Annotated in this window: 19 protein-coding genes and 2 tRNA genes; 9 read left to right on the plus strand and 12 right to left on the minus strand. The window is 65.8% G+C overall.

Going from position 1 to position 19,579, the window contains the following annotated elements:
• Positions 1-2: 2 nt before the first annotated feature.
• The gene (gene ssuD, locus BCO18175_RS07260; protein ID WP_174912479.1) at positions 3-1,160 is read right to left on the minus strand and encodes an FMNH2-dependent alkanesulfonate monooxygenase; all 1,158 of its coding nucleotides are present in this window, start codon (positions 1,158-1,160) and stop codon (positions 3-5) included.
• A gap of 340 nt (positions 1,161-1,500) precedes the next feature.
• Between ssuD and BCO18175_RS07265 the strand changes: the two genes are divergently transcribed.
• Positions 1,501-1,929, plus strand: coding sequence for a hypothetical protein (locus BCO18175_RS07265; protein ID WP_006484223.1), 429 nt, complete (start codon positions 1,501-1,503; stop codon positions 1,927-1,929).
• 104 nt (positions 1,930-2,033) lie between these two features.
• Here BCO18175_RS07265 and BCO18175_RS07270 read toward each other — a convergent pair whose 3' ends face one another.
• The 3 genes from BCO18175_RS07270 to BCO18175_RS07280 are packed head-to-tail and all read right to left on the minus strand — an operon-like array spanning position 2,034 to position 4,058.
• Positions 2,034-3,188, minus strand: a complete 1,155-nt coding sequence (locus tag BCO18175_RS07270) for an enoyl-CoA hydratase/isomerase family protein (RefSeq protein WP_174980045.1) — start codon at positions 3,186-3,188, stop codon at positions 2,034-2,036.
• Between the two features lie 30 nt (positions 3,189-3,218).
• The gene (locus tag BCO18175_RS07275) at positions 3,219-3,551 is read right to left on the minus strand and encodes a DMT family transporter (protein ID WP_438820487.1); all 333 of its coding nucleotides are present in this window, start codon (positions 3,549-3,551) and stop codon (positions 3,219-3,221) included.
• A 9-nt stretch (positions 3,552-3,560) separates the two neighbouring features.
• Positions 3,561-4,058 carry a heme-degrading domain-containing protein gene (locus BCO18175_RS07280; RefSeq protein WP_174912485.1) on the minus strand — a complete coding sequence of 166 codons (498 nt, stop codon included), beginning with the start codon at positions 4,056-4,058 and terminating at the stop codon, positions 3,561-3,563.
• A 197-nt stretch (positions 4,059-4,255) separates the two neighbouring features.
• Between BCO18175_RS07280 and BCO18175_RS07285 the strand changes: the two genes are divergently transcribed.
• The 7 genes from BCO18175_RS07285 (at position 4,256) to BCO18175_RS07315 (ending at position 9,546) form a co-directional block, all read left to right on the plus strand.
• Positions 4,256-4,332 (plus strand) — tRNA-Met (locus BCO18175_RS07285).
• Between the two features lie 182 nt (positions 4,333-4,514).
• Positions 4,515-5,060, plus strand: a complete 546-nt coding sequence (locus BCO18175_RS07290; protein WP_011351855.1) for an NUDIX hydrolase — start codon at positions 4,515-4,517, stop codon at positions 5,058-5,060.
• Positions 5,061-5,071: 11 nt separating this feature from the next.
• Complete coding sequence (gene aat / locus BCO18175_RS07295) at positions 5,072-5,836, plus strand: leucyl/phenylalanyl-tRNA--protein transferase (RefSeq protein WP_174969187.1); 765 nt, start codon at positions 5,072-5,074, stop codon at positions 5,834-5,836.
• Positions 5,837-5,869: 33 nt separating this feature from the next.
• Positions 5,870-6,700: an arginyltransferase gene (locus BCO18175_RS07300; protein WP_011351853.1), complete on the plus strand. Its 831-nt coding sequence runs from the start codon at positions 5,870-5,872 to the stop codon at positions 6,698-6,700.
• 98 nt (positions 6,701-6,798) lie between these two features.
• Complete coding sequence (locus tag BCO18175_RS07305; protein ID WP_174969188.1) at positions 6,799-7,836, plus strand: quinone-dependent dihydroorotate dehydrogenase; 1,038 nt, start codon at positions 6,799-6,801, stop codon at positions 7,834-7,836.
• A 100-nt stretch (positions 7,837-7,936) separates the two neighbouring features.
• The gene (locus tag BCO18175_RS07310) at positions 7,937-8,731 is read left to right on the plus strand and encodes a cystine ABC transporter substrate-binding protein (protein WP_174980047.1); all 795 of its coding nucleotides are present in this window, start codon (positions 7,937-7,939) and stop codon (positions 8,729-8,731) included.
• A gap of 122 nt (positions 8,732-8,853) precedes the next feature.
• Entirely contained in the window at positions 8,854-9,546 is a 693-nt protein-coding gene (locus BCO18175_RS07315; protein ID WP_174912497.1) for an amino acid ABC transporter permease, read from the plus strand.
• Between the two features lie 52 nt (positions 9,547-9,598).
• Here the strand turns inward: BCO18175_RS07315 and BCO18175_RS07320 are convergent, their stop codons facing one another.
• The 6 genes from BCO18175_RS07320 to rnr all read right to left on the minus strand — a co-directional run bounded on the left by BCO18175_RS07320 (position 9,599) and on the right by rnr (position 16,821).
• Positions 9,599-10,585, minus strand: a complete 987-nt coding sequence (locus tag BCO18175_RS07320) for a Gfo/Idh/MocA family protein (RefSeq protein ID WP_174980048.1) — start codon at positions 10,583-10,585, stop codon at positions 9,599-9,601.
• A 101-nt stretch (positions 10,586-10,686) separates the two neighbouring features.
• On the minus strand, positions 10,687-11,403 hold the full coding sequence (locus tag BCO18175_RS07325) for a FadR/GntR family transcriptional regulator (RefSeq protein WP_011351849.1): 717 nt from the start codon (positions 11,401-11,403) through the stop codon (positions 10,687-10,689).
• A 279-nt stretch (positions 11,404-11,682) separates the two neighbouring features.
• Complete coding sequence (gene rpiA / locus BCO18175_RS07330; RefSeq protein WP_174980049.1) at positions 11,683-12,378, minus strand: ribose-5-phosphate isomerase RpiA; 696 nt, start codon at positions 12,376-12,378, stop codon at positions 11,683-11,685.
• Between the two features lie 91 nt (positions 12,379-12,469).
• Positions 12,470-13,342 (minus strand): N-acetylmuramoyl-L-alanine amidase, encoded by an 873-nt coding sequence (locus BCO18175_RS07335; RefSeq protein WP_174980050.1) that lies wholly within the window; start codon positions 13,340-13,342, stop codon positions 12,470-12,472.
• A gap of 97 nt (positions 13,343-13,439) precedes the next feature.
• Positions 13,440-14,183, minus strand: coding sequence for a 23S rRNA (guanosine(2251)-2'-O)-methyltransferase RlmB (gene rlmB / locus BCO18175_RS07340; protein WP_174912508.1), 744 nt, complete (start codon positions 14,181-14,183; stop codon positions 13,440-13,442).
• 148 nt (positions 14,184-14,331) lie between these two features.
• Positions 14,332-16,821, minus strand: a complete 2,490-nt coding sequence (gene rnr, locus BCO18175_RS07345) for a ribonuclease R (protein ID WP_174980051.1) — start codon at positions 16,819-16,821, stop codon at positions 14,332-14,334.
• A gap of 250 nt (positions 16,822-17,071) precedes the next feature.
• On the opposite strand from rnr, the gene BCO18175_RS07350 reads away from it, so the two are divergent.
• Positions 17,072-17,158 (plus strand) — tRNA-Leu (locus BCO18175_RS07350).
• Positions 17,159-17,382: 224 nt separating this feature from the next.
• Here BCO18175_RS07350 and BCO18175_RS07355 read toward each other — a convergent pair.
• A complete protein-coding gene (locus BCO18175_RS07355) occupies positions 17,383-17,820 on the minus strand; it encodes a MarR family winged helix-turn-helix transcriptional regulator (RefSeq protein ID WP_174980115.1) in 438 nt (145 codons plus the stop codon).
• A gap of 99 nt (positions 17,821-17,919) precedes the next feature.
• A complete protein-coding gene (locus BCO18175_RS07360) occupies positions 17,920-19,482 on the minus strand; it encodes a DHA2 family efflux MFS transporter permease subunit (RefSeq protein ID WP_174980052.1) in 1,563 nt (520 codons plus the stop codon).
• Positions 19,483-19,579: the final 97 nt, after the last annotated feature.

Consider the following 19,579-nt stretch of genomic DNA (forward strand, 5'->3'; position numbering starts at 1 on the left):
GCTCAGCTCTGGGCCGCTTTCGGCAGATAGCTGTTGCCGACGATCTCGCCGAACGGGCCCGACAGCGGGCCGGTCGCCTTCGCCGCGCCGTTGCCCTTGATCAGCGGGAACACGAGTTCCGCGAAACGGTACGACTCCTCCAGGTGCGGATAGCCGGACAGGATGAAGGTTTCGATGCCGAGATCCGCGTATTCGCGCATGCGCTCCGCGACCTGCTCCGGATTGCCGACGAGCGCGGTGCCCGCACCGCCGCGCACGAGGCCGACGCCGGCCCACAGGTTCGGATACACCTCCAGCGCCTCGCGGCCGCCGCGCTTGCCGCCGTGCAGCGCGGCCATCCGGCGCTGGCCTTCCGAATCCATGTTCGCGAACGCCTTCTGCGCGCGTGCGATGGTTTCGTCGTCGAGGCGGCTGATCAGGCGCTCCGCGTCACGCCATGCTTCGTCCTCGGTCTCACGCACGATCACGTGCAGACGGATGCCGAACTTGATCTTGCGGCCGCGGGATTCCGCGCGCGCACGAATATCGGCGATCTTCTTCGCGACGGCCTCGGGCGGCTCGCCCCAGGTCAGGTAGGTGTCGATGTGATCGGCCGCGATCTCATGCGCGGCCGGAGACGAGCCGCCGAACCACAGCGGCGGATGCGGACGCTGCACGGGCGGATACAGCGCCTTGCCGCCCTTCGACTGCAGATGCTTGCCGATGTAGTCGAACCCGCCGTTGTCGTGCGACGCGGACAGCAGCCCGCGCCAGATGTTCAGGAAGTCGTCGGTGATTTCGTAGCGCGTGTCGTGATCCGCGAACAGGCCGTCGCCTTCGAGTTCGGCGGCATCGCCGCCCGTCACGACGTTGATCAGCAGGCGGCCGCCCGACAGGCGGTCGAACGTCGCGGCCATCCGCGCCGACAGCCCCGGCGATGCGATGCCGGGACGGATCGCGACCAGGAATTTCAGGCGCTGCGTCGCCGGGATGAGGCTCGACGCAACGACCCACGCATCCTCGCAGGAACGGCCGGTCGGCAGCAGCACACCCTCGTAGCCGAGCGTATCGGCCGCAACCGCGACCTGCTTGAAGTAATCGTAATCCGCGGCGCGCGCACCTTCGGCCGTGCCGAGATAGCGGCTGTCGCCGTGCGTGGGGATAAACCAGAACACATTCATCTGCTGCTCCTGCTTGACTGTCCTTGCCGGAATTTGAAAAAACACCGCCCTGCTCGCGTCGCGGATCAGCGGCGCATGCATGGTGTGCGTTCGAATCGGGATGGCTCGCCGGTCAGGCCGTGCAGCGGGCGAGGACGCGATTGCACGGCTGTTTCTGGGAAATCAGTCTAGGGATCGGTGCAGGGCTTTGGAACGATTTTTTTTAGCTTAGGTTTTCCGCTTTCGTGATTAGCACGACGCTGGAGCGAATATCGCGGCGGGCGGGCCCTATAATGACGCACCTATCCGAATAACTCCGCGCGGACGGCCCCGGCCGTGCGTGCCTGCGGTGCACTCATCGATGCAGAAAGTCATCCTGCCATTCCTGTCCGGCTTCCTGGCCGCCCTGTTCTTCCGCGAAGCCACGCTCGCACTCCTTCATACGGCCGACCTGATCGCCGCAACCGGCTTCTCCACGCAGCCGTTCGCGCCGCTCGGCATTCCTGAATTTGTCGCGAATGCGCTGATCAGTGCGTGCTGCGCGATCCCGATGGCGTGGCTGCTGCGCGTCTCGCCGGAACGCGAGGCGTCGTGGATCGGTGCGCTGGTATTCGGCGGCATCGTGCTCACGGCCGCCCGCGTGTTCGCGATCGATCCGCTGCGCGGCATCTGGCCGTCGGGCAACATGATGCCCGTGCTCGCGGCCGGCTTCGCGGCGAATGCCGTATGGGGCTTCGGCGCGCTCGTGTTCATGCGTGCGTTCATGTCGGACGACGCAGGCGACGAGTAACGCGCGCGCAAGCGTTACGCGCCTCGGCCGTCAACCGGCCGACATCCATGAAAAAGGCCGCCTGCATGTGCAGGCGGCCTTTTCGTTTCCAGCTCGTGCGTCGGTCAGTCCTGCAGATTCCGCAGCGGATGCGTGTCGGGCGTCCACGGGCTGTCGAACATCGCGAGCACGTCCGCGCGATCGATATCGGCGGACGACTTGAAGCGCCAGGCCGGCTGGTGGTCCTTGTCGACGATCAATGCGCGCACGCCTTCGATCACGTCGCCGCGCGCAAATGTCGAGCGCGTGAGATCGAGATCGCGCCGCAGGCAGTCGGCCATCGTCGCGCCGCGTGCACGTTCGACGACTTCCAGCGACACGGCCATCGACAACGGCGACAACTGTTCGCGCATCGCATGGGTCGCCTTCTCGATCCATCCGTCGACGGCCGCGCAATCCTGCTCGGCGTCGAGCGAAGCGAGGATCGCGCCGATGTCCGGCTGCGCGAAATGCCGGTCGATCCCGGCACGCGCGTCGGCCAGCGCCGACGTGTCGGGGGTCGGCACGACCTTGTGTGCGGCGGCCGCATCGGTCACGCACGCGACGGCCTGCTCGCCGGTGTCGATGCGCGCGCTGCGCAGCGTATCGAGCAGCGCCGGCAATGCGGCATCGGGCAGATAGACGTCGGCGAGCTGCGCGTACAGCGCGCCGGCCGCGTCGAGCGTCGCGCCGGTCACGGCGAGATAGCGGCCGATCGCACCGGGCGTGCGCGCGAGGAACCAGCTCATCCCGACGTCGGGGAACAGGCCGATACGCGTTTCCGGCATTGCCATCTTCGTCGAATCGGTCACGACGCGCAGGCCGCCCGTATGCCGCGCCGCCTGCGAAATCCCCATGCCGCCGCCCATCACGACGCCGTGCATCAGCGCGATGTAAGGCTTCGGATACGCGAAGATCGTGTGGTTCAGCGTGTATTCCTCGATGAAGAACGTGTCGACCGCATCGCGGTCGCCGCGCTGCCACGCATCGTGGAAGAAGCGCACGTCGCCGCCCGCGCAGAACGCGCGCGGATGCGGGCTGTGTACGACGACCGCGACGACCTCCGGATCGTCGCGCCACGCGTCGAGCGCCTGCTGCATCAGCCGGATCATGCCGACCGACAGCGCGTTCAGCGCCTTCGGCCGGTTCAGTTCGAGAAAGCCGATGCGGTTCGCGACATACGCGCGTACGTCGGGCTGGGCGGATTCGGCGGAAACGACAGCGGAATTGGGATCGGTCATGAGGTCATCCGGCAAATGGCAGTCGCACGCTCAGTGCGCCTGCATCTTCGAAAACAGGTTCAATACCACGACGCCGGAGATGATCAGGCCAAGGCCGATCACGGCCGGCAGGTCCGGCACCTGGCGATAGAGCAGCATCGCGACGAGCGTGATCAGCACGATGCCGGCGCCCGACCAGACTGCATAGATGATGCCGACAGGCATTGTGCGCAACGTGAGCGAGAGGCAGTAGAACGCGATGCCGTAGCCGGCAACGACGAGCAGCGACGGCCAGAGACGCGTGAAGCCATCCGCCGCGCGCAGCGCGGACGTGCCGATCACTTCCGCGACGATCGCGATCGCGAGCCATGCGTAACCGGGCAGTTGCATCGCTCAGCTCCTTGCGAGGGCCAGCACGGCGTAATCGTGGCCGAGCTCCGCACACAGCGCCTCGACGACGAATTCGTGGTCCGCGCGCTGCGGCAGCCCCGATGCAGTGATCGAGCCGATCACGCCGGCACCGGCAACGGTCAGCGGAAACGAGCCGCCGTGCGGCGAATATTCGGCGATCGGCAGCCCGTGCTTGTCGGCGAGCGTCGCGCCGGCCTGCTGCATGCGCAGGCCGATGGCGTACGAACTACGGCGGAAATGCGCGACGACGTTGCGCTTGCGGCGCACCCAGTCGGCATTGTCGGGCGTGGCGCCAGCGAGCGCCGCGTAGAACAGCGGCTGGCCGAACGTGACGATGTCGATCGCGACCGCATGGCCACGCGACGTCGCGAGCGCATGCATCCGACTGCCGAGCGCCCACGCGCGGGCCGGGTCGAAATGGGGAAACACGAGCGCCTGTTCCTGCGCGCCGATCGATTGCAGATCGTGAGCGATGTCCATGAATCCGTCGATACAGTAATGAGAGTCGCAACGGTGCCGATGCGATCGCGCACGGCCCCGCTGCAGAAGAGACGAAACAAACCGCTCGATTCTAGCGCACGCACCCGCCGTACCGGCCCCACAAGCCGCGACAAGAAATTGTCAGAAAGCGCTTGCACGCATTCGGGATAACCCATATAATTCATTTCTTCGACGGACGCGGGGTGGAGCAGTCTGGCAGCTCGTCGGGCTCATAACCCGAAGGTCGTAGGTTCAAATCCTACCCCCGCAACCAACGTCCAGATTCATGCAAAAAGCCCGGCCCTGTGCCGGGCTTTTTGTTTTTCCGTCGTACTCCCCGCCCTCTTCGCGCGCCCGCACCTTCCGCTTCGTACGACACGCGGCCTGCACGCGCAGGCGTTCAAGAATGCCGCGCCCCGGTGATACACTCGCATCACCTCGTCCCTTCCACTCGACATGAAATTCTGCTCCGTCTGCGGTCACGAAGTCATCGCGCGCATTCCTCCGGGCGACAACCGCGAGCGCTTCGTCTGCGATCACTGCGGCACGATCCATTACCAGAATCCGCGCAACGTCGTCGGCACGGTCCCGGTCTGGGGCGATCAGATCCTGCTGTGCCGCCGCGCGATCGAACCGCGCTACGGGTTCTGGACGCTGCCCGCAGGCTTCATGGAAATGGGCGAGACGACGGCCGAAGCCGCCGCACGCGAAACGCTCGAGGAAGCCGGCGCGCGTGTCGAGGTGCAGAACCTGTTCACGCTGCTCAACGTGCCGCACGTGCACCAGGTTCACCTGTTCTACCTCGCGCGGCTCACCGATCCGGCGTTCGAGGCCGGCGAGGAAAGCCTCGAAGTGAAGCTGTTCGACGAAGCCGACATCCCGTGGGACGAGATCGCGTTCCCGACCGTCAGCCAGACCCTGCGATTCTTCTTCGCCGATCGCGCCGCGGGCGACTACGGCGTGCACACCGGCGATATCTTCCGCTCGCTGCGCAACGGCTGAGCCCCCGCCCCATGGTCCCCTGGCTCGGCCCGGACGATCCGTTTCCGCCCATCGAACGCGCGCTCGGCCCCGCGACCGGCGCGCCAGGGCTGCTCGCCGCGAGCGCCGACCTGTTGCCGTCGCGCCTCATCGACGCGTACCTGCGCGGCATCTTCCCGTGGTATTCGGACGGCCAGCCCGTGCTGTGGTGGAGCCCCGACCCGCGCATGATTCTCGTGCCGGCGGAATTCAAGGTGTCGCCGTCGCTGCGCAAGACGCTCAAGCGCGTACTGCGCGAGCCTGAATGGGAAGTGCGCGTCGACTACGACTTTCCGGGCGTGATGCGCGCGTGCGCGCAGGCGCCGCGCCGCGGACAGCGCGGCACGTGGATCACGGCCGAGATCATCGACGCGTACACGTCGCTCTACCGCTCCGGCAACGCACACAGCATCGAGACGTGGCACGACGGGCGACGCGTCGGCGGCCTGTACGGCGTGTCGTTCGGGCGGATGTTTTTCGGCGAATCGATGTATGCGGACGCGACCGACGCATCGAAAATCGCGCTGGCCACGCTCGTCGCACACCTTCGCGAGCAGGGGCTGGAAATGATAGACTGCCAGCAGAATACGTCGCATCTAGCGTCGCTCGGCGGCCGCGAGATCGCACGCAAGGCCTTTGTCGCTCACGTGCGCAGCGCGGTAGCCGAACCGCCGATTCCGTGGCAGTTCGACAAGCGCGTGCTCGCCGCGCTGACGGGCCGCGCCGAAACGGCGCCCCCCTCCGGGATCGAGCGCTAGCGCGGCACTCCCTCCCTGCAACGAGAGCTGCCCATGACTCACCCGACTGAGCTGCCGCTTTCACCGCTTTCGGCGCTGCAATTCTATGCAACGGCGCCCTATCCGTGCAGCTATCTGGACGGCCGCGTCGCGCGCTCGCAAGTCGCGACGCCGAGCCACCTGATCAACTCCGACATCTACACCGAGCTCGTCAAGGCCGGCTTCCGGCGTTCGGGCGTCTTCACGTATCGTCCGTACTGCGACGGCTGCCGTGCCTGCGTGCCGGTGCGCGTCCCGGTCGACGCGTTCGCGCCTTCCCGCACGCAGCGCCGGATGTGGAAGCGGCACCGCACGCTCGTCGCGACGGTTTCACCGCTGCACTACGACGAAGAGCACTACGCGCTCTACATGCGCTACCAGTCCGCGCGCCACGCCGGTGGCGGCATGGATCGCGACAGCCGCGACCAGTACGAGCAGTTCCTGCTGCAGAGCCGGATCAACTCGCGCCTCGTCGAATTCCGCGACCTCGACGCACCGGGCGGCGAGCCCGGCAAGCTGCGCATGGTCAGCATGATCGACATCCTCGGCGACGGGCTGTCGTCCGTCTACACGTTCTTCGAGCCGGACGACCAGCACACGAGCTACGGCACCTACAACATCCTGTGGCAGATCGAGCAGGCGAAGAGCCTCGGCCTGCCCTACGTGTACCTCGGCTACTGGATCCGCGAGAGCCCGAAGATGGCCTACAAGGCGAACTTCCACCCGCTCGAAGGGCTGATCGACGGCCGCTGGAAGATACTCGATCCGGAACGGATCGACCTGCCGCCCGTCGACGCGGCGCTGGCGCGCGCGCCGTTGCCGGGCGGGCATTCCGGCTCGGGCTGACGCGCGCCGCACGGGTAACGCAGCGAAGCGCGCCTCTGCCGCCCAACTCCCGGTAAAATAGCGGGTTGTCATTCATTCCGGCTGTCCGCCCTATTCCCGTGTTCAGTTCCCTCTATCCGCTGGCCCGCGCATCCCTGTTCAAAATGGATGCGGAAGACGCTCACCACCTCACGCTGCGCGCGCTCGGCGCGGCCGGCCGCACGGGCCTTGCCTGCGCGCTGTCGGCCCGTGTGCCCGACGCACCGCGCACCGTGATGGGGCTCACGTTCCGCAACCCGGTCGGCCTCGCGGCCGGCCTCGACAAGGACGGCGCGGCCATCGACGGCCTCGCGGCACTCGGCTTCGGCTTCATCGAGGTCGGTACGGTCACGCCGCGCCCGCAGCCCGGCAACCCGCGCCCGCGGATGTTCCGCCTGCCACAGGCCGAAGCGCTGATCAACCGGATGGGCTTCAACAACCACGGCGTCGACCAGTTCGTGAAGAACGTCCAGGCCGCCCGCTATCGCGGCATCCTCGGCCTGAACATCGGCAAGAACGCCGATACGCCGATCGAGCGCGCCGCCGAGGACTACCTGTACTGCCTCGAGCGCGTGTACCCGTTCGCGAGCTACGTGACGATCAACATCTCGTCGCCGAACACGAAGAACCTGCGCCAGCTGCAGGGCGCGGGCGAACTCGACGCGCTGCTCGCGGCGCTGAAGGACAAGCAGCAGCGCCTCGCCGACCTGCACGGCAAGCTCGTGCCGCTCGCACTGAAGATCGCGCCCGATCTCGACGACGAACAGGTCAAGGAAATCGGCGATACGCTGCTGCGCCACAAGATCGAGGCGGTCATCGCCACCAACACGACGCTGTCGCGCGCGGCCGTCCAGGGCCTGCCGCATGCGGACGAAGCCGGCGGCCTGTCGGGCCGCCCGGTGTTCGACGCGTCGAACGAGGTGATCCGCAAGCTGCACGCGCAAGTCGGCAGCGCGGTGCCGATCATCGGCGTCGGCGGCATCTTCTCGGGCGAGGACGCCCGCGCGAAGCTCGCGGCCGGCGCGTCGCTGGTCCAGCTCTATACCGGCTTCATCTACCGCGGCCCGGCGCTCGTCGCCGACTGCGTGAAGGCCATCGCCCGCGAACGCACCGCGTAATATAGGCATAAACAAACGATATTTAGATGTCGATTGCATTTTTGCTATCATCGACCTCGTTACCAGAATCAATGACCCGGACAGGGCAAGGAAACACACGATGAAATTTTCGCTGCTGAAGAAGCTGCTGGTTGCCGGCCTGATCGGCACGTCGTTCGCCGCCGCCACCGCGCATGCGGCCGATCTCCTCGACCAGGTGAAGCAACGCGGCACGCTGCGGGTCGGCCTCGAAGGCACGTTCCCGCCGTTCAACTCGAAGAACCCGCAAGGCGAACTCGTCGGCTTCGACGTCGACATCGCGAAGGCCGTGGCCGCGAAGCTCGGCGTGAAGGCGGAATTCGTGACGACCGAATGGAGCGGCATCATCGCGGGCCTGCAGGCCGGCAAGTTCGACGTGATCGCCAACCAGGTCGGCATCACCGACAAGCGCAAGGAAACGCTCGACTTCTCGCCGGCGTACACGTTCTCGTCCGCGCAGCTGATCCAGCGCAAGGACGACACGCGTGAATTCAAGTCGCTGGAAGACCTGAAGGGCAAGAAGCTCGGCGTCGCGCTCGGCACGAACTACATGGACATGGCGAAGTCGGTGCCCGGCATCGACGTGAAGACGTACCCGGGCGCGCCCGAGTACCTGCGCGATCTCGCGGCCGGCCGTCTCGACGCGGCGCTCAACGACCGCCTGATGCTCGCGTACCTGACGAAGAATTCGCAACTGCCGCTGCGCCCGGGCGCGAACGTCGGTTCGGCGAACCCGTCGGGCATCCCGTTCAAGAAGGGCAACCCGAAGTTCCAGAAGGCGATCGACGACGCGATGGCACAACTCCAGGCCAACGGCACGTTCACGAAGATCTCGGACAAGTGGTTCGGCATCGACGTGACGAAGCCGATCAAGTAAGCACGCCTGCATTTCCCGCCTGAAGGCGGGCCGGAAAGGGCGGCATCCGTGACGATGCCGCCCTTTGTTTTATTCGTCCGGTTTATGATTGCGCTTTCGCGCACGCATTCGATTCGTATTCCATGTCGACAACGTCCCTGCTCGTCCAATCGCTGCCGGTGCTCGCCCAAGGCGCCGTTCTGACCGTCAAGTTCGCCGTGCTGTCGATGGTGTTCGGCCTGCTTGGTGCCGTCGTGCTCGCGATGATGGGCATCCGGCAAAGCGAAGCGCTCGACGGCTTCGAACGCATCTGGGTCAACGCGCTCGCGTGGCTGGCACGCGCGTACGTGAGCCTGATGCGCGGCACGCCGCTGCTCGTGCAGATCTTCGTCATTTATTACGGGCTGCCGAGCCTCGGCATCTCGCTCGACCCGACGCCCGCCGGCGTCATCGCGCTGTCCGCGAACGTCGCGGCTTACATGTCGGAAAGCATGCGCGGCGCGATCAACGGGATCGCGCGCGGCCAGTGGCTCGCCTCGTACAGCCTCGGGCTGTCGTGGGGGCAGACGCTGCGCTACGTGATCGGTCCGCAGGCGCTGCGCATCGCGGTGCCGAGCCTGTCGAACAGCCTGATCAGCCTGATCAAGGACACGTCACTCGTGTCCGTGATCACCGTGACCGAACTGCTGCGCAGCGCGCAGGAAGTGATCGCGGCGACCTATCAGCCGCTACCGCTCTATCTCGCCGCCGCGGCCGTGTACTGGATCCTGTGCCAGATCCTCGAATGGGTGCAGCGCTGGTACGAAAAACGCCTGTCGCTGCCGTCGCGGCACTAAGCGCACGCCATCCGCCGGGCCGCACCCGCGTGCCCGGCTCCCGCCTTCCCGCTTACTCGCCCGAATAGCGCACGCCGAGTGCCGCGCGCGCGGCGTCGGTCATCGCAATCATCTGCCGAGAATGGTCGTGCGTCATGATCGGGCTTTCGGTCTTGCCCGCGCGCAGCAGGTCGCAGAAATGCGCGGTCTCGTAGTTCAGCCCGCCGCCGTCGACCGGTGCGTCGAGTTCGACGGTGCGCCCATCCGCATAGCGGATCGTCGCGCGCGCCGGGTTCCACCACTTCTCGTGAATCGTCACGTGGCCGCCGGCCGCGGCGATCAGCGCGTCGCCGCGCCCCATCACGTCGAGCCCGCAAAAAATCTGCGCGATCCCGCCGTTCGCATGCACGCTGTTCAGGCTGGCGAACAGGTCGACCCCGGTTGCGCCGACGCGGCCGAGCGTCTGCACATCGAGCGCCGCGCCGAGCCAGTCCACCGCGAGAAACGCCTCGTAGATCCCGATATCGAGCAGCGCACCGCCCGCGCGATCGAGGCGATAGACGGCATGGTCGTCCGGCACCGACGACGACGCGCACCCCGCCCGTACGAGCCGGATCTCGCCGATCGGATCGTCACGCAGGTGCGCGCGCAGCTGACGGTACAGCGGAAAGAACGGCGGCTTCATCGCTTCCATGAAGAGCTGCCCAGCGTCGCGTGCTGCACGCAGCACAGTGTCGAGCTGCGCCGCGTTCAGCGTCGCGGGTTTTTCGCACAGCACGGCCTTGCCGGCGGCAAGTGCGGCCAGCGTGTACTGCGCGTGACTGTCGTGAAGCGTCGCGATGTAGACCGCGTCGATATCGCTCGCGAGGAGTGCTTCGAGGCTTGCAGCAGGCGTACCGCCGTACGCGCCGCAAAAGTCTGCCGCAGCATCGGCGCGGCGGGCCCAGGCACCGGCGAGCGTGGCGCCCGGCACGTGTGCGAGGCTTTGCGCGAAGCGGCACGCGATACTGCCTGCGCCAATGATACCGAAGCGCACCTTGCGATGGTCGTTGTCGTTCATCCTGATCTTCCGTGTCGGTCGTATAACGGTGGCCGGCACGCTGCCGGCCGGCCGTCATGATAAACGGCCCGGCGGCACACGGATGAGCGACACACGCAGCGTCAGGCGCGCATGGGCACGTCGACGGAGAAATCGCGCGAGATCTCGTCGGCGCTGAAATCGATCAGCGCGAGCGAAGCGGCTTCGGCTTCGCGCGGATCGCGACGCTCGATCGCGTCGACCACACGCGCGTGCGCCTTCACCACGATCTCGTGCGCACCTTCCTTCTGCACGACACGCGGATTCACGAGGCGCACCGCACCGCGCACGATCGCCGCCATCTGCTGAAAGAACTGATTGCCGCTCGCCTGGACGATCCGCGTGTGCAGCAACTCGTCCGCGGTGTCGTAGCCGGGGTCTCCCGGCTGCAGCACCTTGAACGCATCGAACGCTTCGCGGATGCCCGCGATGTCCGCCGCTGTCGCACGCACCGCCGCCTGCGCGGTTGCGCGCGGTTCGATCAGCATCCGGAATTCGATGACGTCGCGCATGAACTGCGGATCGGGTTTCGCCCGAAATCGCCAGCTCACCACGTCTTCATCGATCATCCGCCAGTCGCGCATCGGCCGCACGCGCGTGCCGACTTTCGGACGCACGTCGAGCATGTCGCGCGCAAGCAACATCGACAACGCTTCCCGCATCACGGTGCGACTCACATCGAACTCTTTCGACAACACGTCCTGCGGCGGCAAGATGCCGCCGTACTTGTCCTCGACGATACCCGAGACAAGCCCATCCATCACTTTGGCGACCAGTGACCGGTCTTTGCCCTGCTCCATGACACCTCCCCGTGCGTCGATTTGCGAACACCTGCTCCGCAGTTCCGCCGGCCCTGGTTACGACTGTTCTTATGATCTATAAGTTGATGAGTTCGAGGATATTTCGCTATCTGGTAAACACCTGACAGGGTTATCCCTCTTTTTGACGGGGTGATTTATACGGCTAAAAATAAGGCCCGGGAAGCGCATTGCGCCTACCGGGCCCCGATTTCCACAAGATTTAAACATTCAGTCCATTACGGCGTGTGACACATCATTACGGACTGCTTGTCGTGTCTTTCAATTAGCCGAATAAACGATCGTTTCAACGCCGTTTTCCGTGCCGAGCAAGCACAGATTCGCGCCGCGCTCGGCGAACAGGCCGACCGTCACGACGCCCGGCCATGCGTTCACCTGCGCTTCGAAACCGCGCGGATCGGCGATCTGCAGCCCCTTCACGTCGATGATCTCGTTGCCGTTATCGGTAATCGTCGGCGCACCGTCCTTCGTCACGCGCAGCACGGGCACGCCGCCGAGCGCGGTCACGCGCCGGCCGATCGCCGTGCGCGCCATCGGCACGACTTCGATCGGCAGCGGGAACGCGCCGAGCACCGGTACGCGCTTGCTGGCGTCCGCGATGCAGACGAACGTATCGGCCACCGACGCGACGATCTTCTCGCGCGTCAGCGCGCCGCCGCCGCCCTTGATCATCGCGCCGCTCGCGTCGATCTCGTCGGCGCCGTCGACGTACACCTGCAGCGAGTCGATCTCGTTCAGGTCGAACACCTTGATGCCGTGCGACTTCAGGCGTTCGGTCGTGGCGACGGAGCTCGACACGGCGCCGCGATAGCGCGCCTTGACGACGGCGAGCGCGTCGATGAAGCAGTTGGCGGTCGAGCCGGTGCCGACGCCGATCACGGCGCCTTCCGGCACGTTCTGGATCACGTAGTCGGCGGCGGCCTGGCCGACGAGGCGTTTGAGTTCGTCTTGAGTCATGGAGTGGGAATGCTGCGGGATTGCGGAAAACCGCCAGTTTACCGGACTCGGATGACGCCCCGCGTTTTTCGGCGTGCGGTCCGCTACCGGTTCAGGGCGCGCCCGCCGCGGGCGCGTTGTCCGCCGGTTGCGTGCCGGGGGAGTACTTGTCGAGCAACGCCTGCGCGATCGCGTCGGTTTCGGCGTCCGGGTTGCCCGCATAGTCGGACGGCCTGAAATGCATCTGGAACGCCGCGAACACGCGTCGCGTACGTGCATCGAGCACGCCGTCGGTCGGCACGTCGTAGCCGTAGCGCGCGAGCTTGAGCTGCAGTTCGCGCACGTCGACCGGCGCATGCAGATCACGACCACCGAGCCGCGCGGCCACGGTCGCATCGTCCGGCCACGCGCCGACGCCGGCCTGGGCCAACGCATGCCACGGAAACAGCGGCCCCGGATCGATCTTGCGTTGCGGTGCGATGTCGCTGTGCCCGACCACACGCGTCGGCGGAATCCCGTAGCGCGCGACGATGTCCTTCGACAGCCGGGTCAGCGCCGCGACCTGTTCGGGCGGATACGGTTGCCAGGTGCGGTTCTGCGGATCCAGCGGGCCGCGGTTCACGTTCTCGATGCCGATCGACACCGCGTTCAGCTCGGTCGTACCCTGCCACTCGCTGACGCCCGCATGCCATGCGCGCGCCGATTCCGGAACGAGCTGGTAGACGACCGGCATCCCGCGCTCGATGCGGGGCTGCGGCGGGATGACGTAATGCACGCTGACCGAATCGCCCGTCAGCGTGCGCAGCGATTTCGCCTCGTCGCTTTCGGTGTAATGCATCACGAGAAAGCGGACCCGCGAATCGGCGCCGCGCGCGTGCAGGCTCGTGTCGGCGTAGTAGGTGCCGCGTTCGACGAGCGACGGCGACGTGCAGGCCGTCAGCAGGCACAGCACGGCGCAGGATGCGCCGGCGCGAAACAGGGTCATCGGTCGCGAGCTCCGGAGAGCCGCGTGCCGCATCGGAGCGCGGCACGCGTCGTTCGGGTCATTCGAGGCCCGCGCAGGGCGCGCGGGACGGGCTGCGTCAGCCCTTCACACGCCGCTGGCGCACGGCTTCGTACAGGCATACGCCGCTTGCGACCGACACGTTCAGGCTTTCCACGCTGCCGGCCATCGGGATGCTCATCACTTCGTCGCAGGTGTCGCGCGTAAGCCGGCGCATGCCCTCGCCTTCCGCGCCCATCACGAGCGCGACGGGGCCGTCGAGCTTCGTTTCGTAGAGCGTTGACGATGCCTCGTCCGACGTGCCGATGATCCACACGCCGGCGTCCTTCAGCTCGCGCAGCGCACGGGCGAGATTCGTCACCGTGATGTACGGCACCGTATCGGCCGCGCCGCTCGCCACCTTGGCCGCGGTTGCGTTCAGGCCGACCGCACGGTCGCGCGGCGCGATCACCGCGTGTGCGCCGGCCGAATCGGCGACACGCAGGCATGCGCCGAGGTTGTGCGGATCGGTGACGCCATCGAGCACCAGCAGCAACGCGGGGCCCTGGATGCCGTCGAGCAGCTCGGACAGGTTCTGCGCGAGCGGGATGTCCTCGACACGCGCGACGACGCCCTGGTGACGCTCGGTGTGCGCGAGGCCCCACAGGCGGGTTTCGTCGGCCGCGATCAGCCGCACGCCCGCTTCCTTCGCGGTGTGCAGGAAGTCCTGCATGCGGCGGTCACGGCGCGTCTGGTCGTACAGCACCTCCGCAACCGTCGATGCATCGTGCCGCAAACGTGCGGTCACCGCATGAAAACCGTAAAGAACCTTCAGACGTGACATGACTGGAACAACCTTCGATCAAACGTGCGGCCGCGCGACGCGCGCAGCCGCGATCCATGGAAAAGGAAAGCGCCGCGTTGCCGGCTGATGACCGGTAACGCGGCGTCTCTCGATACTGCAGGGCGGGCGCTGGCGCCGCCCCGAACGCTCAATACTTCTTGCGGGGGCGTGTCTTCTTTGCGGTCGGCTTCGCCGCCGCACCGCCGCCACTGCCGCTACTGCCGCCCTTCTTCTTCGCGGCGGCACGCGCGGCGCGCGCGTCCTTCACCGCGACGCTCGGCGCGCTCACGGCCTTCTTGCGACGCGGCGCAGGCTCCTCCGCCTGCGGCAGCGCGCGTACGCGCGGGCCATTGCCGCGGTCGACACCGCCGCCAGCGGCAGCCGGCGCAGGCGACGGACGCGGCGCCTTCACCGGCGTATCGCGCACGAGGCGGAAATCGATCTTGCGCGCGTCGAGATCGACGCGGCTCACCTGCACGCGCACGCGATCCGACAGGCGATAGCGAATGCCCGTGCGTTCGCCGCGCAGCTCGTTCTTGATTTCGTCGTACTGGAAATAGTCCGAGCCGAGTTCCGTGACGTGCACGAGCCCTTCGATGAAGAGCGTGTCGAGCTGCACGAAGATGCCGAACGACGTGACGCCGTTCACCATCCCGCCGTACTCCTCGCCGAGCTTGTCGCGCATGAAGTAGCACTTGAGCCAGGCCTCGACGTCGCGCGACGCTTCATCCGCGCGGCGCTCGTTCGCCGAGCAGTGCAGGCCGAGCTCTTCCCAGATCGCCGTGTTCGGGCGCGAGCGGCCACGCGTTTCGTCGTCGGCCTGCTGCATCGCGCGGGCGCGCGGCGACAGCGCGGTGTTCAGTTCGAAACCGTCCGGCGCCTTCGGCACGTATTTCTTGCCGGACAGGATCGCGTAGATCGCGCGGTGCGTGAGCAGGTCCGGATAACGGCGGATCGGGCTCGTGAAGTGCGCGTACGCCTCATAGGCAAGACCGAAGTGACCGATGTTGTCCGGGCTGTAGACGGCCTGCTGCATCGAGCGCAGCAGCATCGGCTGCAGCATCTGCGCATCGGGCCGGTCGCGGATCTGCGCCATCAGCGCCGCGTAGTCGCTCGCATGCGGCTTGTCGCCGCCGCCGAGCGAGAGGCCCATGCCGCGCAGGAACGCGCGCAGGTTCTCGAGCTTCTCCGGCGTCGGCCCCGCGTGCACGCGGTACAGGCCCGGATGCTTGTTGCGCTTCAGGAAATCGGCCGCGCACACGTTCGCGGCCAGCATGCATTCCTCGATCAGCTTGTGCGCATCGTTACGCTGGCGCGGCACGATCTGCTCGATCTTGCCCTGCGAGTTGCAGACGATGTAGGTCTCGGTCGTGTCGAAATCGATCGCGCCACGCTTCTGGCGTGCGGCGAACAGCGACTTGTAGACGCCGTACAGATCCTGCAGGTGCGGCAGCAGGTCAGCGCGGCGCGCCGCCTCCGGCCCTTTCGTGTTCGACAGCACGGCCGCCACTTCGGTGTACGTCAGGCGCGCAGCCGAATGGATGACGGCCGGATAGAACTGGTACGCCTTGATCTCGCCGCGCCCGGTGATCACCATGTCGCACGCAAGCACGCAGCGGTCGACCTGCGGATTCAGCGAGCACAGGCCGTTCGACAGCTTCTCCGGCAGCATCGGAATCACGCGGCGCGGGAAGTAGACCGACGTGCTGCGCTCGAGCGCGTCGGCATCGAGCCCGCTGCCCGGCTGTACGTAGTGCGATACGTCGGCGATCGCGACGATCAGCCGGTAGCCGTCGCCGCGGCCGACCTTGACCGGCTCGCAGTAGACGGCGTCGTCGAAGTCGCGTGCGTCCTCGCCGTCGATCGTCACGAGCGGCACGTCGCGCAGATCGACGCGGAAACGCAGGTCGGTCGGCCGCACCTTGTCGGGCAGCGCGGCGGCTTCGTCGAGCGCCGGCTGGCTGAATTCGTGCGGCACGCCGTACTTGCGCACTGCGATTTCGATTTCCATGCCCGGATCGTCGATGTCGCCGAGCACCTCGACGACACGGCCGAGCGGCTGCGAATGACGGCTCGGGAAATCGGTCAGCTCGACGACGACGACCTGCCCGACCTTCGCCTTCTTCACGTTCTGCGTGATCAGGATGTCGTGGCCGATGCGCTTGTCTTCCGGCGCGACGATCAGTGCGCCGTTCTCGTTGAGCAGGCGGCCGATCACGCGCTTGTTCGCGCGCTCGGTGACTTCGACGACATGCCCTTCCGGGCGGCCGCGGCGATCGTAGCCGACGATCCGCGCGAGCACGCGATCGTTGTGCATCACCTTCTGCATTTCGCCGTTCGGCAAGAACAGGTCGTCCTGGCCGTCGTCGCGGATCACGAACCCGTAGCCGTCACGATGCCCCTGCACGCGCCCGGCGACGAAGTTCGACGGATGAGTCAACTGGTAGTGGCCACGCTTGTCGAGGCGGATCTGGCCGTCGCGCTCCATCGCGGCGACACGCCGGAAGAACCCCTCGCGCTCCTGACGCTTGATCGACAGTGATTCTGCGATGTCGTTGGCGGCCAGCGGCGCGTCGCTCGTACGCAGCACGCCGAGAATTTCTTCACGGCTCGGAATGGGGTACGGATATTTGCTCAAGGGTTTGTCGATGATTGTTCTCGTTGCGTTGACTGATGGTGCACGGCATCAACATAGAGGTGTCCTTCAGACAGTTCTATATTGACGGCGGCGGGTCATTCTATCACCCGCCTGTGTCACCAAATGACGGGAATGCCCGCCAGCAGGCGCGGCAGAGCCCGGTTTGCGATGCATCGCAAAAAAGTGTTGACACGAATAATTGGGGCGCTATAATTTCCCTTCTTTGCAGCAAGCAGCTACTGCAAAACGTGCCCAGGTGGCGGAATTGGTAGACGCACTAGGTTCAGGTCCTAGCGGTGGCAACATCGTGGAGGTTCGAGTCCTCTCCTGGGCACCATCTGTTTTCTAAAAAGGTCGGCTTCTAGCCGGCCTTTTTTCATTTCCGGCCCAGGAAGCAAAGCGCCTGCGCGCTTTGCGTGAGGACTCGAAAGGCTGCGCTTGCAAGCGCAGCCGGGGTCGCGCATGTGTGACCGAGTCCTCTCCTGGGCACCATCTGTTTTTAAAAAGGTCGGCTTCTAGCCGGCCTTTTTTCATTTCCGGCACCAGGAAACGCCGCTCGGCTCACTCGCCGATGAACTTGCGCAGCAGCCGGGTCAGTTCATCAAACTCGGCCTTCGAAAATTTCCGCAAGCGGGCGTTGAGCACCTTCGGCGCGATCTCCGGAATCTGCGCGGCAATCGCCTGGCCCGCTTCAGTCAGCGCGAGGTTCACCACCCGACGATCGCTGACGCTGCGCGAACGCTCGACGAGCCCCTTGCCCTCCAGTTTGTCGAGCACGCGCGTCATCAGCCCGGTGTCGACACCGAGCAGCTTCGACAATTCGAAAGGCGTCGCTGCGCTGCCGGTGCGCAGGGACAGCAGGACGCCCATCTGCTGCGCCGTGATATCGAGATCCTTCAACGCCGCATCCATCTCGGACGTGATCAGGTTGCGTGCCTTCACGAGCACGAACCCCACGCTTTCGGTGTGCAGGAAATTCTTCGGCGTGTAGTGTTCCATCGTGCTCGCTGAGTCGCAATTTGTTGACCCACACAATAATTGCGACATCACGATTTTTCAAGGCACGCGGAATCCCGCGTGCGTACCGCACGCACCGGCTCAATGCCCGCCGGCAGCCGCAGCTCCGGCTGCCACGCCCTTGCCCGGTTTCGTCACCCAGACCAGCGGGATGATCAGCACGAAGATCACCGCCGACAGCCAGAAGATATCGTTCAGCCCCAGCATCGTCGCCTGTGCATTCAGCGTCGCCTCGAGAAACGTCAGCGCCTTCGGCGTACCGGCGTCGAGCGCGCTCTGCACGCTGGCGACCGCGCTCGCAAAGATCGGGTTGTTCACGCTGCCCTGCTCGGCCAGTTGCGCGTGATGCAGGATCGTGCGGTCGTTCCAGGCGGTGCTCGCGAGCGACGTGCCGACCGCGCCCATGAACACGCGCGCGAAATTGGACAGGCCCGCTGCCGCCGGGATGCGCTCCGGCGGCAGCCCCGACAGGATGATCGACGTGAGCGGCGTCATGAAGAACGCCGTCGGGATGCCCTGCAGCAACGTGGGCACCACGAGCGTCCACGTATCGACGCCCGTCGTGTAGCGCGAGCGCATGAAAAACACGCCGGCAAACCCGAGAAACGCGAGCGTGACGAGCACGCGCATGTCCGATTTCGGCATCACCTTGCCGACCAACGGCGCAAGGATCACCGCAAAGATGCCGAGCGGCGCGGTGACGAGGCCCGCATTGACGACCGGATAGCCGAGCGAGCCCTGGATCCATTGCGGCAGGATCACGAGATTGGCAAAAAACACCGCAAACGCAATCGAGATGGCCATCGTTCCGCCGAGGAAATTTCGTTGTGCAAACAGGCGGAGATCGACGATCGGGCGTGCCTCGGTCAACTCCCAGATCAGGAAGAACACGAAGCCGACCACCGCCACGATGGTCAGGATCCAGATCGTCGACGAATTGAACCAGTCGAGATCCTTGCCCTTGTCGAGCATGACCTGCAGCGCGGCCACCCACACGACCAGCGCGATCAGCCCGACCTTGTCGATCGGCAGCTTGCGGGCCGGCGTTTCCCGGTTGCGATAGAGCGCCCAGATCACGGCCGCCGCGAACAACCCGACAGGCACGTTGATATAGAAGATCCACGACCAGCTGTAGTTGTCCGTGATCCAGCCGCCGAGCGCGGGGCCGGCAATCGGCCCGACGGTCGCCGTCATCCCCCACAGCGACAGCGCGCTCGAACTCTTCTCCTTCGGGAACGAAGCCAGCAGCAACGCCTGCGACAACGGCACGAGCGGCCCGGCCACGGCGCCCTGAACGATTCGCGCGGCGAGGAGCACGGTCAGGTTCGGCGCGAGCCCGCACGCAGCCGACGACAGCACGAACAGCAGAATGGCCCAGACGAACAGCTTCACCTGCCCGACCCGCTGCGTGAGCCAGCCGGTCAGCGGGATCGACACCGCGTTGGCCGCCGAGAACAGCGTGATGACCCACGTGCCCTCGTCAATGGACACGCCCAGGTTGCCGGAAATGGTTGGAATCGCGACGTTGGCGATCGAGGAATCGAGCACGTTCATGAACGTGGCGAGCGCCACTGCAAGCGTACCCAGCGCGAATCTGGCGCCGGTCAGGGGCGCCGGCGTACCCGGACTTTCGGACGGTTTCATCGGATGTCCTTCTGATCGAGCGCCAGCGAACAGCCGCCGCAGCGCCGAGCAAAATTAACTGATAAGTCAGATAAATAATGGAAAAAAAGCGATCGGC

Origin of the sequence: Burkholderia lata (genome assembly GCF_902499335.1) — a bacterium.
Classification (GTDB): domain Bacteria; phylum Pseudomonadota; class Gammaproteobacteria; order Burkholderiales; family Burkholderiaceae; genus Burkholderia; species Burkholderia lata_B.

What these genes read in the sequence shown, in the direction of transcription:
- BCO18175_RS07290 (WP_011351855.1), top strand. Translation starts at nt 4,515, where the DNA reads ATGAAATTCTGCTCCGTCTGCGGTCACGAAGTCATCGCGCGCATTCCT.
- BCO18175_RS07325 (WP_011351849.1), bottom strand. Translation starts at nt 11,403, where the DNA reads ATGGAGCAGGGCAAAGACCGGTCACTGGTCGCCAAAGTGATGGATGGG.
- BCO18175_RS07265 (WP_006484223.1), top strand. Translation starts at nt 1,501, where the DNA reads ATGCAGAAAGTCATCCTGCCATTCCTGTCCGGCTTCCTGGCCGCCCTG.
- BCO18175_RS07310 (WP_174980047.1), top strand. Translation starts at nt 7,937, where the DNA reads ATGAAATTTTCGCTGCTGAAGAAGCTGCTGGTTGCCGGCCTGATCGGC.
- BCO18175_RS07315 (WP_174912497.1), top strand. Translation starts at nt 8,854, where the DNA reads ATGTCGACAACGTCCCTGCTCGTCCAATCGCTGCCGGTGCTCGCCCAA.
- BCO18175_RS07300 (WP_011351853.1), top strand. Translation starts at nt 5,870, where the DNA reads ATGACTCACCCGACTGAGCTGCCGCTTTCACCGCTTTCGGCGCTGCAA.
- BCO18175_RS07355 (WP_174980115.1), bottom strand. Translation starts at nt 17,820, where the DNA reads ATGGAACACTACACGCCGAAGAATTTCCTGCACACCGAAAGCGTGGGG.
- ssuD (WP_174912479.1), bottom strand. Translation starts at nt 1,160, where the DNA reads ATGAATGTGTTCTGGTTTATCCCCACGCACGGCGACAGCCGCTATCTC.
- BCO18175_RS07270 (WP_174980045.1), bottom strand. Translation starts at nt 3,188, where the DNA reads ATGACCGATCCCAATTCCGCTGTCGTTTCCGCCGAATCCGCCCAGCCC.
- BCO18175_RS07320 (WP_174980048.1), bottom strand. Translation starts at nt 10,585, where the DNA reads ATGAACGACAACGACCATCGCAAGGTGCGCTTCGGTATCATTGGCGCA.
- rpiA (WP_174980049.1), bottom strand. Translation starts at nt 12,378, where the DNA reads ATGACTCAAGACGAACTCAAACGCCTCGTCGGCCAGGCCGCCGCCGAC.
- BCO18175_RS07360 (WP_174980052.1), bottom strand. Translation starts at nt 19,482, where the DNA reads ATGAAACCGTCCGAAAGTCCGGGTACGCCGGCGCCCCTGACCGGCGCC.
- aat (WP_174969187.1), top strand. Translation starts at nt 5,072, where the DNA reads ATGGTCCCCTGGCTCGGCCCGGACGATCCGTTTCCGCCCATCGAACGC.
- BCO18175_RS07280 (WP_174912485.1), bottom strand. Translation starts at nt 4,058, where the DNA reads ATGGACATCGCTCACGATCTGCAATCGATCGGCGCGCAGGAACAGGCG.
- rlmB (WP_174912508.1), bottom strand. Translation starts at nt 14,183, where the DNA reads ATGTCACGTCTGAAGGTTCTTTACGGTTTTCATGCGGTGACCGCACGT.
- BCO18175_RS07335 (WP_174980050.1), bottom strand. Translation starts at nt 13,342, where the DNA reads ATGACCCTGTTTCGCGCCGGCGCATCCTGCGCCGTGCTGTGCCTGCTG.